The following is a 14126-nucleotide window of genomic DNA, read 5'->3' as shown; positions in this document are numbered from 1 at the left end:
TGCCAAAAGCCACTTCCAGCTTGCCGCAAGAAAATAATATTTGAGGGCTGATGATTTTTTTGTAGGCAATATGCTTAGCTGCTTTTTAAGCAGCGGCTTCTACGTGGCATTGATTTCTCATAGTTGAAAGTGGGTTAAGTTTAGTTGTAATCATTCAAAAAAACTGCGAGAGATTTCTAGAAAGAAGTTTGTAGTCGATGACGAGTTAGTATGATTATTTTGGATCGTGTCATTGTATGTTCGTAGCTCATGAACTATTGGTAATCATCGGTGGGTGGCTGTTGGAGTGGAGGTCGGCTGGTGTTTCGATGCAAAAGTAAAGCTTGATTAAGTTTTAGGATCTAGTATTATTTTATGATTTGTCGTATGGGTTGGGAGAGGCATATGGATGGCGCAAGAGTTAGTGCGGTTTGCTTTGCTGGATATAAAGCATTTAAAGCATTGCAGAAGATGAATGTTAAGCCCCTAACTATTCTATTTGGTTATAATAATTCAGGTAAAAGTGCTGCTATTAGATTGATGCCTATGCTGGCGGCAAGTTTTTCAGAAGGGAAACGAAAAACTTTGATGAAAAGTCATCTTGATTATACATCTCCGTGTATGAGAGGAGCGGCTTTTAAAAATCTTGCACATGCCGCAGGTAACAAAATGTCTTTTGGTGTTGAGTGGGACGACGGCGAATCAATGTGTTTTGAACTCACGCAACAAGGCGAAGATGAGGAAGTTATATCTGCATTAGCTTTTATCGAGAAGAGAGCAGGCCATCTCGCTCTTTCTGAATATCAAATTAGTGATGAGACTGATGCGCCGGAGTTACGGTATCAATTAAAAGGAGAACCGGCGGTTGAGGCCAATTTGCGCAATTTTACAATGTTACGCTCAGACAATGAAGAACAGGTTATTCATCAAACTATAAATGAAAAGCTTAAGGGTTTTTCTCGCTCCGTGTTCTGGTTGAACTCAGTGAGAGTGCAGCCTCCTAGAGAGTTTGCTGTGAACTCTAGTGTTGTGGCAGGAATTAACTTTGATGGTTCGGGGACGGCTGAAACGATTTGGAAGTTGTCTAGAGAGAAGAGTCTTTCATTTGAGTACATAAATACTTGGCTGGTTGAAACGTGTGGTCGGGCCATTGATATGAATCTGCTTTCGCAAAGCTCGAGTAATAATCAAGTAGTGTGCAGGCTCGAAACAGTTTCTGTGACAGATACACCTAGCAACTCTTCAATTAGGATCCCGATTTTAGATTCTGGTGAGGGCATTGCTCAAGCTCTCCCCGTTGTAACTCTGTGCGCGCAAGCTGCCTGCGGGGAGCTAGGGCCTAATCCCGTGATTATGCTAGAACAACCAGAGTTGCACCTTCATCCCCGTGCGGTTGTTGTGTTGGCAAATTTTTTGGTTAAGTGTATTAAGTTAAATAAACAAGCAAGCTTTATAATTGAGACTCACTCGGAAGGATTGTTGTTGGCTATTCAAACCGCACTTGCAGCAGGCGAGCTTGATTTGAATGATCTCTGTACCTATTGGGTTTCTAAAGGCGTAACAGATGAAGGTAGTGCTCTAAATGAGGTTGAGTTTGATCAGGACGGTTATATTCTAAAGAATTTTCCAGATGAGGTCTTTCAAGAGATTTATGAGCAGGCTAAAAATTTAATGGGCGTTCGAGACGGTCAGGGAGAGTGACGTGTTCTTTAAGTTCTCATCTGCTTTGCTGAAGGAAGATAATGAAATCGCTTTGTCACTTTTTATTCGTAGGTACGAGGATGGCAGAATCTTCTTAGAGTTTGACGATGTAAGAGCTGCAGAAGACTGGATTGCTACTTTGTCTAGGCCTTTTAAGGAGAGATGGGCCGCTATTGTGAAACACTCAGTTCAGCTTGGTGCAAGGTTTAATTTAAATAAGATGTATCCCGCTGGTCTTATTATTAAGGTTGATGAGGTTCGAAGTAGTGTCTGGAAAGGTGAAGTGATTGTAACGATCGAAGATGCTTTATATTTAATTGATCAAAGTATTAAGCTTGCGCTTGAGAACTCAAGGAATGATCTGTTTTTTTTAAAAACCTTGCTCCCTGCGAAACAGCGAGACAGTATAGATGTGTTGATCGGTAGGGGACATCTTGAGGTTCTTGGCGGGGGGAATGGCGAACTAAAGAAGGTTTTGGAGTTAAAGGCAGAGGATAATCCGTTTAGAATTTTAAGTTGGACTCTTTTTGATAGTGATGCAACCGAGCCTGGTGAGATTAAGAAGGCAACTCAGGCGCTGATAGATGTGTGCGAAAAGTATTCGTTGGTTTATCATTGCCTCAGTAGGCGAGCAATTGAGAATTACATTGATCGTGATGTCTATTTGTTGGCTCATGATGGGCGTCTTAATGATAATGCAAAGATGGTTTATTCGCTAAGTGAGAGTCAAATATCTCACTTTAATATGAAGGAAGGACTTTCAGATACTGAAAAAAGGTCTAGTCTATATAAAGACTTACCAGAGGAAGTTCTTGCTGGGTTGCAGGGTTTTGGGGGGCGCTTCGCATCTAGGACATTTTCTCGCGTCGATCTGCATGAGGGGATTCATCAGATTTACCAAGAAAAATCTACCCTTGGGGAATTTGGTTCAAAGTTACATCACCTTGCTAGCCTGTTAGGGAGGCCTGTATGAGTTTTAAATTTACAATGGAGCCGCGAGTTTCCTTCTTGTCCGCTTTATTAAAAGATATTTATGAGGGGATTCTTAAGGTTCCCCGATTTCAACGAAACTTAGTTTGGAAGAGGCAGCAGCAGCGAGAGCTACTTTGCAGTATTTATGAGGGGCTTCCTATTGGTGCACTTTTAGTTTGGAATACTAGGCTTGATAATATAAACACCTATGATCATATTGGGCCGTTTCTTGTTGAGGTAGCTCCTTCGTCAACTTCAAATATTTATTTGATGGATGGCTTGCAACGTCTTTCGACTCTTTATTGCATGCTTCTACATCCTGTTGATAAAATAAGCACAAAATATTCTAGTGAAAATAAAGTTTCTGACTTTTTGATGTATTGTGATTTGTCTGCCGATAATGTTGAAAATATGTTTTTATTTCGTGATGAGCTAACTGCGGATGAGTTGGTGAGAAAGAACTATTTGTACATGCCTTTGGATTTAGTTTTCAAGAGCAAAGAGTTGTTACGGTTTCAGCGCCTGATACCTGCGCACATGGAAACTCTTTTAGATCGATGCGATGCGGTCGTAAGTGCTTTCAAAGACTATAAGATTCCTGTTATTCCTTTAGAGTCAGATGATCAGGCACTAGTGACAAAAAGTTTTGAGAGAATTAATAGTCGCGGTACCGTGATGTCTGAAGCTCATATGCTAAATGCTTTAAGCTATACGGATAAGTTTGATTTGCTGGGCAGTCTTGAACTTTATAGTGAAAAATATTTTGAAGAGTCCTCTAAGTGGAAGGAGATCGATACTGAGTTTGTATTGATGCTCTTGAAGTTAAAGCTGGGCTACGAAATTTATTCAAAAGAAACTGATAAGTTAGCAAAAAATATTAATGATCGCTCTATCTCTGAGATTTTTGAAGCTATTGAGCGGTTGGCTGAGTTTTCCAGTAAATACTTAAATATTGATTCCCCTGCATCTTTTCCTTATCGCCTTCAAATGCTTGGAATTGCGCGCTCTTTTCTTGATGATCCGAAGTGCTCGCCTCAGTTGCTAGTTAGTTGGTTTTATATTTCGGCATATACAAATGCTTTTGGCACTACTGCTCGAAACTCTCAGCGGGCGCTGACAGACCTGTATGATTATCTAAAAGAGGGGAGCCTCTCATGGTCCTTAAATCAAGCACCGGCTTTGTTGGCTTTGGAGGGTATTAAAGTTAACTTAAATGCTGGCAGAATTAAGACATGGGTACTCGCATTGGCTGCCAAGCTAGATGCTTCAAATTTTGAGTTATATAAGGGAAGGGATAAGCGATTAGTCCCCGTTCGGCCTAAGGAGTTTATTAAATTTGAGCGTCGGCCTGGGTTCTATTTTTTGCTTGGGGATAAGTCTGACCAAAAGTTTTCAATTGGTAGGATGTCTGATATTGAAGCCGATGCCCACTTTGTAACGCCAGAGCTTTTGGAATTATATGAATCCAACAATTTTAATGAGTTTGCAAGAATAAGAGAGAGTTTGATGTTTGCATGGGAGGTGGAAAATTTAATTCAGCCATCAGTGGATTTAGCAAAATTTGTGATAGAATCCGGCACGAAAATTTACTGAGGTACCATCTTTGACTGACTTAACCTTTTCTTCCCAAGATTCATGCCTATATTGGGCAGAGTTTTTCGCAGGCGGGGGTATGGCTAGAGCTGGACTCGGTAGTGATTGGAAGTGTGTGCTTGCTAATGATTTTGATCGTATAAAAGTCAAGTGTTACTCGGATAACTGGGGTGGCGATGATCTAATATACGGCGATGTTCGGCAGGTTTCGCCTAATGCTGTGCCTGATAACTTAGATCTAGCTTGGGCTAGTACTCCCTGCCAAAACTTTAGCTCTGCGGGGTTGGGGGAGGGATTGCTGGGTGCAGCATCTTCAGTTTTTACTGCTTGGTGGGAAATTATTCACAAAAAGTTTGTTGCAGGTTCTCATCCCAAAATTGTTGTTTTAGAGAATGTCAGAGGGCTATTAAGATCCCGCAATGGACAAGATTTTGGCACTGTTGCTGAAAGCTTTGTGGGCAGCGGATATCGATTTGGAGTTGTTGTAATTGACGCTGTTCATTTTCTCCCACAAAGTCGCCCCAGGATTTTTATAGTTGCAATTCGCAGTGATGTACAAGTTTCTGATGATTTACAATTAAGTCGACCGATTAAAATTTGGCATCCTGATGATTTAGTTGGGGCGGTAGCAAAGCTTTCTCCCGAGGTGCGCAAACACTACATATGGTGGCGCCTTCCGACTCCTCCAACAATGAGGTTGACAATCTTTGATATTCTAGATGGCGAGGGTCCTACGTGGCACACCCATGAGCAGACTCAGAAACTAATTGGCGCAATGTCACCCATAAATAAAAGTAAAATAGAAAGTGTTGCCGGCGCAGGCTCTCTTACGGTCGGAACACTATTTCGGCGTATGCGTCCTTTCGATGGCCGAATGAAATCTTTCACCGAGATAAGATTGGACGGTATCGCGGGGTGTTTGAGAGCATCTGATGGTGGGTCGTCTCGGCAAATGTTGATTTTTATTGAAGGGAAATCAATTAAAACCAGACATATGACTGCTAGGGAGACTGCTCGATTGATGGGGTTACCGGATTCTTATTTACTTCCTTCTGCCAAGACTCATGCGGCAAAGGTTGTTGGAGACGGTGTTGCAATACCTGTAGTACGTTTTTTAGCAGACGCACTTATATCTCCATTGGCACGAACAGGAGAAGCTAAGGGGTTGACGGTTGATGGTAATATTTAACTTTTTTCGTGGTGTTTTGGGGGGAGTGAGCCGTAATTAGATGTATTTCTTAAATGCAGATATGGTAACTCTAATTGCGACGCCTAATGCAACTGAAGATGGCAGCATAATTATTAGCGGGTTCAGGCTGACTGGAATAACCAAGTACACGGCCCAGGGTGTAATTGCTAACGGAATAATGGCTTCACGGGCTTTGTGATATAAATAACTCGACTCTGTACCGTGCCCGAACTTCCTCAAGTCACGTTGTACCAGCCCGTCTATCAACCCCGTAAACGCCGCTAGCACAAACAGCGGAGTCGTTAGAGTCAGAATTACCACCCGCACACAAAACGTCAGGGCGGTGTACAGTGCAGCTAATGCGTAATCCTGAACGCTCATCATCGCCCGGTTCATTTCATATCGCAGATCAAATTTGCCAACCTGGTACTGAGTCGGTGTGTGAGCATACTCAATAAGCTCATGCACGCTCTCCTGCAAGCCCGCCTTCACCACCAGCCATTCGTAGACAGTTTGCGTCAGCCACACTGCAGTACGTCCAGGTTCTTTGATCATCACGCTTTGCATCAAGTCCTGGGACAACCACCCCAACTCGTACTCAAACATCCGCTGCGCATGCTTCCAGCCCTCATCCGGCCAGAACACATACATGCAGAACCACTCAATGATGATCGCCCCTAGCAGAGATCCGAACATCACGCCGATGAACTGGAAGGGCATTGCAAACAGCGCCCCCAGAATGGTCTTCTCACCTTCCTGCTGTTGCTCAGCTCTCTGCGCGATATTGGCCATTGTTTCGTCCCTGCTTAGCTATTTGTTTCCCCGACGGCCACCTGCCGAAAATCGTCCAGCAGATCATCTGGCAGCGCTTCACTCAAAGCCTGGTATCCCGGCGCCTTCCACCAGTCGCTACCGCTATCAGCCCCTTTACGCATCCCTTCAGAGATCGCCTGAAGATCCTTGGGCATAACCTCATCAGGATCATTCGCCGGCAACGGCATACGAATCTTCCACAGATTTCCCCCTTCAATCAGAGCAAAGCACTGCCCCTTCGGCAGCCCAACCACATGCGCAGGCTCAAGCATCGGCACGCTGACGCTTTGAATCTGGTCCTGTGTGTTGGAGGTGAACGCCGCCTTGCCATTGATTGAATCATTGGCGCTGCTGGCCGGTGTGCTGGTAAACACCTGTACCTTCGGCAACTGATTGGTCAGCAACTCAGCAGTGGCGGTCTCGCGCACGCGCAGCATGAACAGGTTGTTGAAGTTACCAATGACCTGGCCAGCCTTCGCACGGCTACCGATCTTCGCCTCGATGTCGCTCATGGTCTGGGTGTAAGCAGTGACCTGCATGCCGGCGCCGCCGCCCTTGTTGATCATCGGGATGAACTCTTCGCCCATCAGCTCGTTGAACTCGTCGGCGTGCACGTTGATCGCTACCTTGCCGCCGACGGCCCCTGGCAAGCCATCATCAATGCCGAATTTGTAAATGTGGCCCGCCACCGACACCAGGTCGCTGAACATAGAGTTACCCACAGCCGCGGCAACCTCCGTATCGGAAAGCGCATCGAGGCCGACATACACCACCGCGCGTTTGCGGATAACCTGCATCCAGTCGAAGACTGGTCGTGGGTCCTCAAGGTCCATGTAGTCAGGCGATAGCAGTTCCGCGATCCGGCCGGTGGTCAATTTCTCCAGCAGCGGTAGGAGGCTGGCGACGATCTTGTCGAAGTAGGTTTTGTCGTACCGAACAGCTGATCGAAGGCCATCCATAACGGGATCAGAAATACGTTTTTGCGTGAGGTACATGTCGAGCGCAACCACGCGCAGCGGGCGGTCCTTCATGGCGAAACTGAGGTTCTTGCGATCGATCTTGCCTTCGATTTCAACAATGGTCTGCCAGGCTTTGGGGTCGTGCTCGGCGAAGTAGCTTTTGGCGTATTCCTCGAACAGCGCGTCAATGTTGATCACATGCCTGAGGATCTGCTCGTAATCCGGTCGACGGCCGAGGGCAACCAGGGCGCGGGCGATGATGTTGACGAAGCGCCAGGCGAACTCGCGGAAAGCGGCGGAGTTGCCTTCCCCCGAGAGTTGGCCAGCAATCCGTGTTGCCACCTCCGAGATCCTGCCGAAGCGCCCCACAGCGTTGTAGCGTGCGGAGTGGTCGGGCCAGCCCAGGTGGAAAACGTAGAACTCGTCCAGGCGTCCGGCGCGTTTGCACTCGATGTACATGCGTTTCAGCAGGTCGGCATCGCCTTTGGGGTCGAAGACAATCACCACCTCTCGGTCCAGGCCCGCGTCTGAATTCGCGCGTTTGTGCATACGCCGAATATCCTGGGTGATAAACAGCTCGGCCAGCCGCGTCTTGCCCACCCGTGTAGTTCCCAGTACCAGGGAATGGCCAACCCGCTCACCCAACGGCAAGCTGACGTCGCCTTCGTGTGGTTCTATTCCGTGAAGGCGCGGCAGGCCACCGACCGGCGGAAGTGGGCGGGCGGGGTTGAGTGCGACGTCCCACGACGTGGCTTTCGTCAGTAGCTTGATGGGGAACGGGGCGTACTCCAGCCGTTCCTCTACTCGCCGGGCGAGTTTGTACACGGAGGTCGGTTCGACGTATTCGGCGTATTTGGGCAGGTACGTGTCCATCAGGCGCTGCGTGTGTTTCTGCGTCCACCGGAAACCCTTGCCGATGAACAGGCGTTCGTTGCTGACCGGAATATCCGTGCTGGTCATGGTGTAGCGGGGCAGACGCCGGATATTGCGGCGGTAGCGCAGGACCACTAGCGCCTGCCTCAGCCGAATAAAACCTAGGCATAGAAACCCTGTTGCTGCGACCGCCCCGAACAGCGGCGTCAGCGCAAACGCCCAGGGCGCAAAAACACACAGAAGGGCAGCTGTGGCGCACACCACCACGGTGTACAGCTCAACGGCCGGTCGCAGCAGCGCCTCGATAGCATAGGAGGTGGCCATGGCTCGCTTACTGCTGAATCGATGTGGCAGTGATCAGCAGCGGGTAGTGCCTGATCCCAAGGCGGTGCGCGAGATCATCAGAGGGCGCGGGCACCACCTGAAGGCCTGCCGCCCAGCGTTGCACTTCGGCAAAACGCACGGCGTTGGCCACGTTGACCACCAGGCCGAGGGCGTGTAGTTGCTGTAATTGTTCTCGGCGCTGCGATAGCCAGGCTCTGGACACGTCGTCATCACCAATGACGAACAACGGCTGTAGGCCCGGGGCGTTGATAACACGACCTTGCACTTCGCCGGGTGTCAGATGTTCGGAGGTCACTGGAAACGCGCCCTGGCCACGTACGCCAATGTCAGCCAGCGATGGCGATTGCTCGGTAGGCTCCGGCATCAAGCCTTCGTAGTAGGGCAGGGCGGACACCCCGCCACGGTCTTCAACCACAATCAACGGACTGGCATTCGTCACGAGAGGCGCGGACAAACACAGCAATAGCACGGCATTGAAAAGTCGGTTCATGGGTTATTCACCATTGGGGTTGTGCCGATGACACGGTTGAGATGTTTGGTAAATGCTCGGCGATAACGGACTGCGGGCTCGCCCCCGGCCGGGCGGTGGTAGCGGCCGGCGGCGGTGATCCAGTCGCCACCTTTGGATTTGTGCTCCGCCAGGATCCGCGCCGTGACCGCAAGGTTTTTGTGCGGGTCCAGCCCTTCACAGGGCGAACTGTAGCGATGGCCGTTTGCGCCCAGGTTGGTTTGCCCTAGACCTACGTCGACGCGATGGGAACCGGCAGTTCGCAGCGCGTGCAGCAATGCACCGCATGCATCGCTGCGGTTGGCGAAGCGGTAGCCGTTGCCGGCAACATTCAATGTCCAAGGCCAAGGCACCAGTTGCCCACGAAGCCTGGTACCGCTTTCCTGTAAGGCGATGGAATACAGCACCTCAGAAGGCACACCGGCAGGCAGAGCGATCAACTGATAGGCCGGTGGTGGAGTCTCCCTAGCGCTCGCAAAGGCTACGCTGAGCAAAAGGCTCGCTGCCAATACTGTGCAGCCTACTGACGTTGCCACTGTCCGTTTACCTCTCGCACTACGGCCGGTAGCTCGCCGCCGAGGCCTGTGCTTTGCCAGCGACCTTCGTCGTGATTCAGCGTGATCTGCTTGTCGCGTACACGCTCCGGCTCAATACCGGCTGCCAGCGCCCATCGGCGGATTTTTCGGTCGTCGCCTTGGCTACCGACGAAATAGAGGTCGAAGGGCAGCTTCTGGGCTTGGAGTTCTTTGGTGCGCGCGATGCACGGCGTGCAGTTGTCTTGTACGAAGATCGCCAGTCGGCTCGCGGCTTTCAGCTGGGGCGGTGGACGTGAGGCGAGGGACAGCGGGTTGGGCGTGATTTGAATGATCTTTTCGCTGGGGTAGAGGCTGGCGAATGCTTGGTCGTAGGCGCGCTGATAGGCCAGCTCCTTATCAACGCGTTCGCGTTCGGCCTTTACCTGCAGTTCTGCATAGCGCCTGCGCTCGTCGGCGGTTCTGGCCTCGATGCCCAGGGTTGTTAAGGGATCCAGGCCAGGCGAATATATGCCCCGTGGGCCATTCATCAACGTTTGGTAGCGCTTCCATTCTTGGGAGGTTAAGCCCCATTCGCGGGCCAACTCAGTCTGAGTGATGTGGGTATCACTGAGCTTTGTGTTGGTGGCGGATTCTGGATCGGCAGCCGCCAAGGCGCTCCATGTAGCTACGAGCGTTGCCGTGCCCAAGATGAGCGCCAGGATGGTTTTTTTCACTGACGAGAGAGAGGCGAGCATAAAGACTTATCGCTCTACAGTGACGACTTGAGGTGTACCGGCCACGTCGAAGCGAGCGGAGTTGTTCTCCAGCGCCTTGAGTCGCCAGGAGGTGCCCGCCACGGTGTCGCCCGGTTGGATGAGGTAGAGCTGGCTCAATCGAGTGCTATCAAGTGGGCCGACAGAGAGAAAGCGTTCACCGCCTCGGTACTCGATACCCACGACGGTGAATGGCGGATCTTGTTGTTTGGCTGGGGCGGAGCTGACCTTGTTGGCCGCATCGTTGAGCTTTGATTGTTGCTTGGTTTGGACTCGGATCAGGTCGTGAACGCGTGCACTGAGCGACTCCACTTCGGCTTTCAGTGACAACCATTCCGCAGTGGGCGTGCTGGAGATGTCTTGCGCCACTTCCGAGGCTTGCTCCGCAGCCCTCTGCGCTGCATCAATTCGGTTCGACAAGGCTTGCTGGCCGGCACGAAAGTCTTCGTCGGAGACCGGCTTCTTGTCGTCAATCCGGCCAAGCCGATCATCTATCTCACGAACCTTTACCAGCAGTTCGTTGATCGACTCGTTGTTTGCGGATGTCGTCAAACGCTCGCTGAGCAGGACGATTTGCTGGTGCTCATACAGCAGCAGCGCGGCCAAAATGGCTGAGCAGAGGCTGAGAATTGCAGTGGTACGTGTGGGGCGTGATGATTTCATGGGCGTCCTCGCGCGGAAACGAGGACACCCTCTCAAACGGGCTTATGGCGCGCAGCAGGAAATAGGTTATTCCCGTGCAGCGGAATTCGACCGTTCCAGATCCAGGCGTTGAGCGATCACATTCAGCAAGTCGCAGCCATCGCGCAGCGGAATGCACATCAGCTGCGCGAAGTCGCTGAGGACCACGGAGTCGGTAGTGATTTCGCTGCGCATTGCAAGGTTTTCGAGAACCTGCGTGACCGCACGGATGCGATAGTTGGCAGCGTCGAGCAGGTTGTTCAAGGGGGCTGAGGTCTTGACGAATAAGGCGGGAGATCCGTCAGTTTCGCTGGTGAGTGCGATGTAGTCGTTCATGAGTAAAGCTCCACAAGAGAGAGATTTACCAGCCTGTCGTCGCCAAACGACTGGGTGGCAACTGTACGCAGGTTGGCGAACCGGTGTGGAAGCCGGCAGACCCGAAGGTCTCCCACGCACAGCTGCCATAACGACATCTATGCGCATGCAAAAACGCCTGCAATCAAGCAAACGCTTCTGCATTCCACAACGGGTCGCCAAACCCGGTCGCCATGTGGGCGACGGGCGGACTATAAGGTGGGTGAGGAGGAGGGGGCAAGAGGAGCTGCGTAGTCTTCATGCTTTGTGCGGCAGATGTTGAATTTGCTGGGTCCGTCTGCCATATCTTTTTACAACTGATCCAAGTCTGTTCGGAGTGCGATAAGAAGCTTCTTGTTTAAATGAGTAGTTCGCTCGTTTAGTCCGGCAGATTTGCTCTGGATTTTCTCCGGTATACTTTTGGTGTGGCGGAATTCAGGGCTGAATACATAGCTGATAATTTCTTCGAGGTAGTATTTTGATTGAGTAGTGGTTTCTCGTAGCTGCTCTATGATATCTAAGATTTCTTTAGTTGCACTTAGTTTGAGCCCATTTAGCTGTGAAAAGAGCTTGGCTTCCTGCGCCCTGACGTCGCCAATTATTTTTATTGCTTTTTCATTGGCATCTACAAATAAGTTATTTGATATTCCAAGATCACTGGCGAAACATGCTGAGATCATCGGGCCTAGTTCTTTCTCAATAATTTCAATGTTCAAACCGCGAAATTCATCCAGTTCGTCCATTGCTGCATAGTATTCTCGGCATTTAGATTCGTATTTGTATTTACGCTTCTGAATGTCTACGTCATGGGCTCTTTTTTGCTGATCAAGCTTTTCGGCATTTTGCTGTTTTAGATCCTCGATCTCCCTAGCATGTTTCTGTTTGTTTTTTTCACTTTCGATGCCAAATTCGTAAATTATTTTTTGTTTTTCTTTCTCGATCCGTGCAGTATCTTCTAGCAGCGCTCTATTGTTCCCTTTTGCTTTGTGATATGCGCGAAAAAAAATTGCTATACAAGACATAAGTAAACTAATAACGGCTAAAAATACGAAGTCGATAATATCCATACTTGTCCTTTGTACGAGTTGTGATTACCGTTAGCTCGCTCAAGCTAATAGCGAAGTATCGCGATAAAGTTTTCAATGATGTCATTTCGCCTTGTGGTTTGTCCATTACTGGACGGACGCTCCTAATGACACCTAACCGACCACAACTGATCCAGCCGAGTTGTATAGCTCTGACTCATCAAATCACGCCGCATCGCCCAGTCAGGGTTATCCGGCACGCTCGCCGACCGCAGCGTGCCCTTTCCCCAACGCTCATTGATCTCATCAAGAACAGTCATCACCCTGGTCGCCTCGGCTGGCTGCGAGACCGCAAACAGATCATCCGTGTACTCACCCGATTGGCATAAGTTGAGCAACATGACTTCGGCTTTGCTGTAGTTGAACCCCGCGCGAAAAACCTGCCCGACTGCTTCAACAGCGGCCCGCGTAAGCAGGCGCACGTCGTCCGTTGGGTACGGCAGATCCACCACCACCCCATTGGCGTACTTCGCCTCGTCGGGGTTGAACATCCCTGTGCGAATGGACACGCGGACTTTTTTGCACAGGGATTTCTGTGCCCTCAGCTTTTCGGAGGCCCGCATCATGTAGGTGGCCACAGCCTCCTTGATCGGCGCCAGTTCGGTCAGGCGCTTGCCGAACATCCGGCTGCAGCAGATTTCTTGTTTTGGCGGGTCAGGTTCATCTAGCTCCAGGCATGGCGTGCCGGACAACTCCCGCGCGGTTTTTTCGATCACTACGCTGAACTTGCTGCGCAGCATCGAAGGATCCGCCTTGGCCAGGTCCATCGCGGATTTGATACCCATCCCATCCAGGTGCAGCTTCATTCGTCGACCAACACCCCAGACCTCGGCCACATCGGTGTTGCGCAGTACCCAGTCACGTTTGGCTGGGGAACAGATGTCGACCACTCCACCGGTTTGCCCCTGAAGGCGCTTCGCAGTGTGGTTGGCCAGCTTTGCTAATGTTTTGGTGTGGGCTATGCCTACACCTACCGGGATTCCCGTACAGCGCAGCACCTGATTCCGAATCCGACGGCCCAGAGCATCGAGGTCTGCCATTCCCGTGAGATCGGCAAACGCCTCGTCAATCTAAAGGAAAGATGTCAACCCATGGACATGCGTGAAACTTGCGCCAATCCTGGTTTCACGCTGAATGCACCATGTCCATGGATACGCACCTATTAGGGGCTTTCAGAGTCTGATTTGTCCATACCAAAATCTGCTTTTGACTGTGGACAGAACCGCTTCTGTCCTAATGGGATCATTCATAACAGGCAGCTATCGCCAGAAGTGGACTGTCAACGCAGGTCTGCTTCCCGCCAGAAGCGCTCGGTTCCGATCCTGCTTCGTCTCGCTGGGGGTTGGGGGGCAACGGAACAGAAAGTGCACTTAAGCCCTACCATCTTCTCTCAGCGCCATAATCTAGGTTCTCTTCAACTCCATTTCCTCCTTGATTCCGTACTTAACTACGGAGATAGAGTCGACTCGTGGGTATAAAACCCGAGAGGAGGCTGTTATGAAATACCTAAGACTACTGCTGATAGTTGGTTCGACTCTGCTGTCATCCACGATATGGGCCGAGGGCGGGAGCGATCGTTTGATTGAGCGGGCCGCCTCTATGCACGACAAGGCTGAGGCAGCCTTGGTGGTGAAGATTAAGCAACAAGGGGAGCAGCCCGTCTGTTCACCCGCAAGGTAGGACATGAGCAACCGTTGCACGTTCCGCTCGACCAGACTCAGTGTGAGTTTGTCCTGATAAGGCACGAGCGTAGATGTCAGTTACCCATCTGTGGCCTCTGCGAGTG

General features: G+C 50.3%; 13 protein-coding genes and 1 pseudogene. 5 read left to right on the top strand and 9 right to left on the bottom strand.

The window, feature by feature from the left end; translation table 11 throughout:
• The first annotated feature begins 384 nt into the window (after positions 1 to 384).
• Genes AYR47_RS00350 through AYR47_RS31670 form a run of 4 tightly spaced genes read left to right on the top strand, consistent with a single transcriptional unit; the run spans position 385 to position 5434 of the window.
• Positions 385 to 1680: an AAA family ATPase gene (locus AYR47_RS00350; protein ID WP_167351247.1), complete on the top strand. Its 1296-nt coding sequence runs from the start codon at positions 385 to 387 to the stop codon at positions 1678 to 1680.
• 1 nt (position 1681) lies between these two features.
• On the top strand, positions 1682 to 2653 hold the full coding sequence (locus tag AYR47_RS00345) for a hypothetical protein (protein WP_061433884.1): 972 nt from the start codon (positions 1682 to 1684) through the stop codon (positions 2651 to 2653).
• Complete coding sequence (locus tag AYR47_RS00340) at positions 2650 to 4245, top strand: DUF262 domain-containing protein (protein WP_061433882.1); 1596 nt, start codon at positions 2650 to 2652, stop codon at positions 4243 to 4245. The genes AYR47_RS00345 and AYR47_RS00340 overlap by 4 nt, the downstream gene beginning before the upstream one ends.
• 10 nt (positions 4246 to 4255) lie before the next feature.
• On the top strand, positions 4256 to 5434 hold the full coding sequence (locus tag AYR47_RS31670; protein ID WP_156487765.1) for a DNA cytosine methyltransferase: 1179 nt from the start codon (positions 4256 to 4258) through the stop codon (positions 5432 to 5434).
• A gap of 36 nt (positions 5435 to 5470) precedes the next feature.
• On the opposite strand, the gene AYR47_RS00335 is transcribed toward AYR47_RS31670, so the two are convergent.
• From AYR47_RS00335 to AYR47_RS00295, 9 genes and pseudogenes are all read right to left on the bottom strand, one after another.
• Positions 5471 to 6226 (bottom strand): TIGR03747 family integrating conjugative element membrane protein, encoded by a 756-nt coding sequence (locus AYR47_RS00335; RefSeq protein WP_061433880.1) that lies wholly within the window; start codon positions 6224 to 6226, stop codon positions 5471 to 5473.
• A 14-nt stretch (positions 6227 to 6240) separates the two neighbouring features.
• A complete protein-coding gene (traD, locus tag AYR47_RS00330) occupies positions 6241 to 8403 on the bottom strand; it encodes a type IV conjugative transfer system coupling protein TraD (RefSeq protein ID WP_061433878.1) in 2163 nt (720 codons plus the stop codon).
• 7 nt (positions 8404 to 8410) lie between these two features.
• Positions 8411 to 8914 carry an integrating conjugative element protein gene (locus AYR47_RS00325; RefSeq protein WP_061433876.1) on the bottom strand — a complete coding sequence of 168 codons (504 nt, stop codon included), beginning with the start codon at positions 8912 to 8914 and terminating at the stop codon, positions 8411 to 8413.
• Positions 8911 to 9468 (bottom strand): lytic transglycosylase, encoded by a 558-nt coding sequence (locus tag AYR47_RS00320; protein WP_061433873.1) that lies wholly within the window; start codon positions 9466 to 9468, stop codon positions 8911 to 8913. Before AYR47_RS00320 ends, AYR47_RS00325 begins: the two co-directional genes overlap by 4 nt.
• Positions 9453 to 10202 (bottom strand): TIGR03759 family integrating conjugative element protein, encoded by a 750-nt coding sequence (locus AYR47_RS00315; RefSeq protein ID WP_082781446.1) that lies wholly within the window; start codon positions 10200 to 10202, stop codon positions 9453 to 9455. The genes AYR47_RS00320 and AYR47_RS00315 overlap by 16 nt, the downstream gene beginning before the upstream one ends.
• A 6-nt stretch (positions 10203 to 10208) precedes the next feature.
• A complete protein-coding gene (locus AYR47_RS00310) occupies positions 10209 to 10883 on the bottom strand; it encodes a hypothetical protein (protein ID WP_061433869.1) in 675 nt (224 codons plus the stop codon).
• Between the two features lie 66 nt (positions 10884 to 10949).
• Positions 10950 to 11237: a hypothetical protein gene (locus AYR47_RS00305; protein ID WP_061433867.1), complete on the bottom strand. Its 288-nt coding sequence runs from the start codon at positions 11235 to 11237 to the stop codon at positions 10950 to 10952.
• A gap of 329 nt (positions 11238 to 11566) precedes the next feature.
• On the bottom strand, positions 11567 to 12322 hold the full coding sequence (locus tag AYR47_RS00300; protein ID WP_061433865.1) for a hypothetical protein: 756 nt from the start codon (positions 12320 to 12322) through the stop codon (positions 11567 to 11569).
• A 122-nt stretch (positions 12323 to 12444) separates the two neighbouring features.
• Positions 12445 to 13410 (bottom strand): annotated as a pseudogene (locus tag AYR47_RS00295) (DUF4113 domain-containing protein); the annotation flags it as partial.
• A gap of 427 nt (positions 13411 to 13837) precedes the next feature.
• Here AYR47_RS00295 and AYR47_RS33220 point away from each other — a divergent pair.
• The gene (locus AYR47_RS33220; RefSeq protein WP_061433862.1) at positions 13838 to 14020 is read left to right on the top strand and encodes a co-regulatory protein PtrA N-terminal domain-containing protein; all 183 of its coding nucleotides are present in this window, start codon (positions 13838 to 13840) and stop codon (positions 14018 to 14020) included.
• Positions 14021 to 14126: the final 106 nt, after the last annotated feature.

The organism is Pseudomonas azotoformans (assembly GCF_001579805.1).
In the GTDB taxonomy this organism is placed as follows: Bacteria; Pseudomonadota; Gammaproteobacteria; order Pseudomonadales; family Pseudomonadaceae; genus Aquipseudomonas; species Aquipseudomonas azotoformans_A.
Note: the sequence above shows the minus strand (reverse complement) of the source record. Positions and strands in the feature narration are given on the sequence as shown.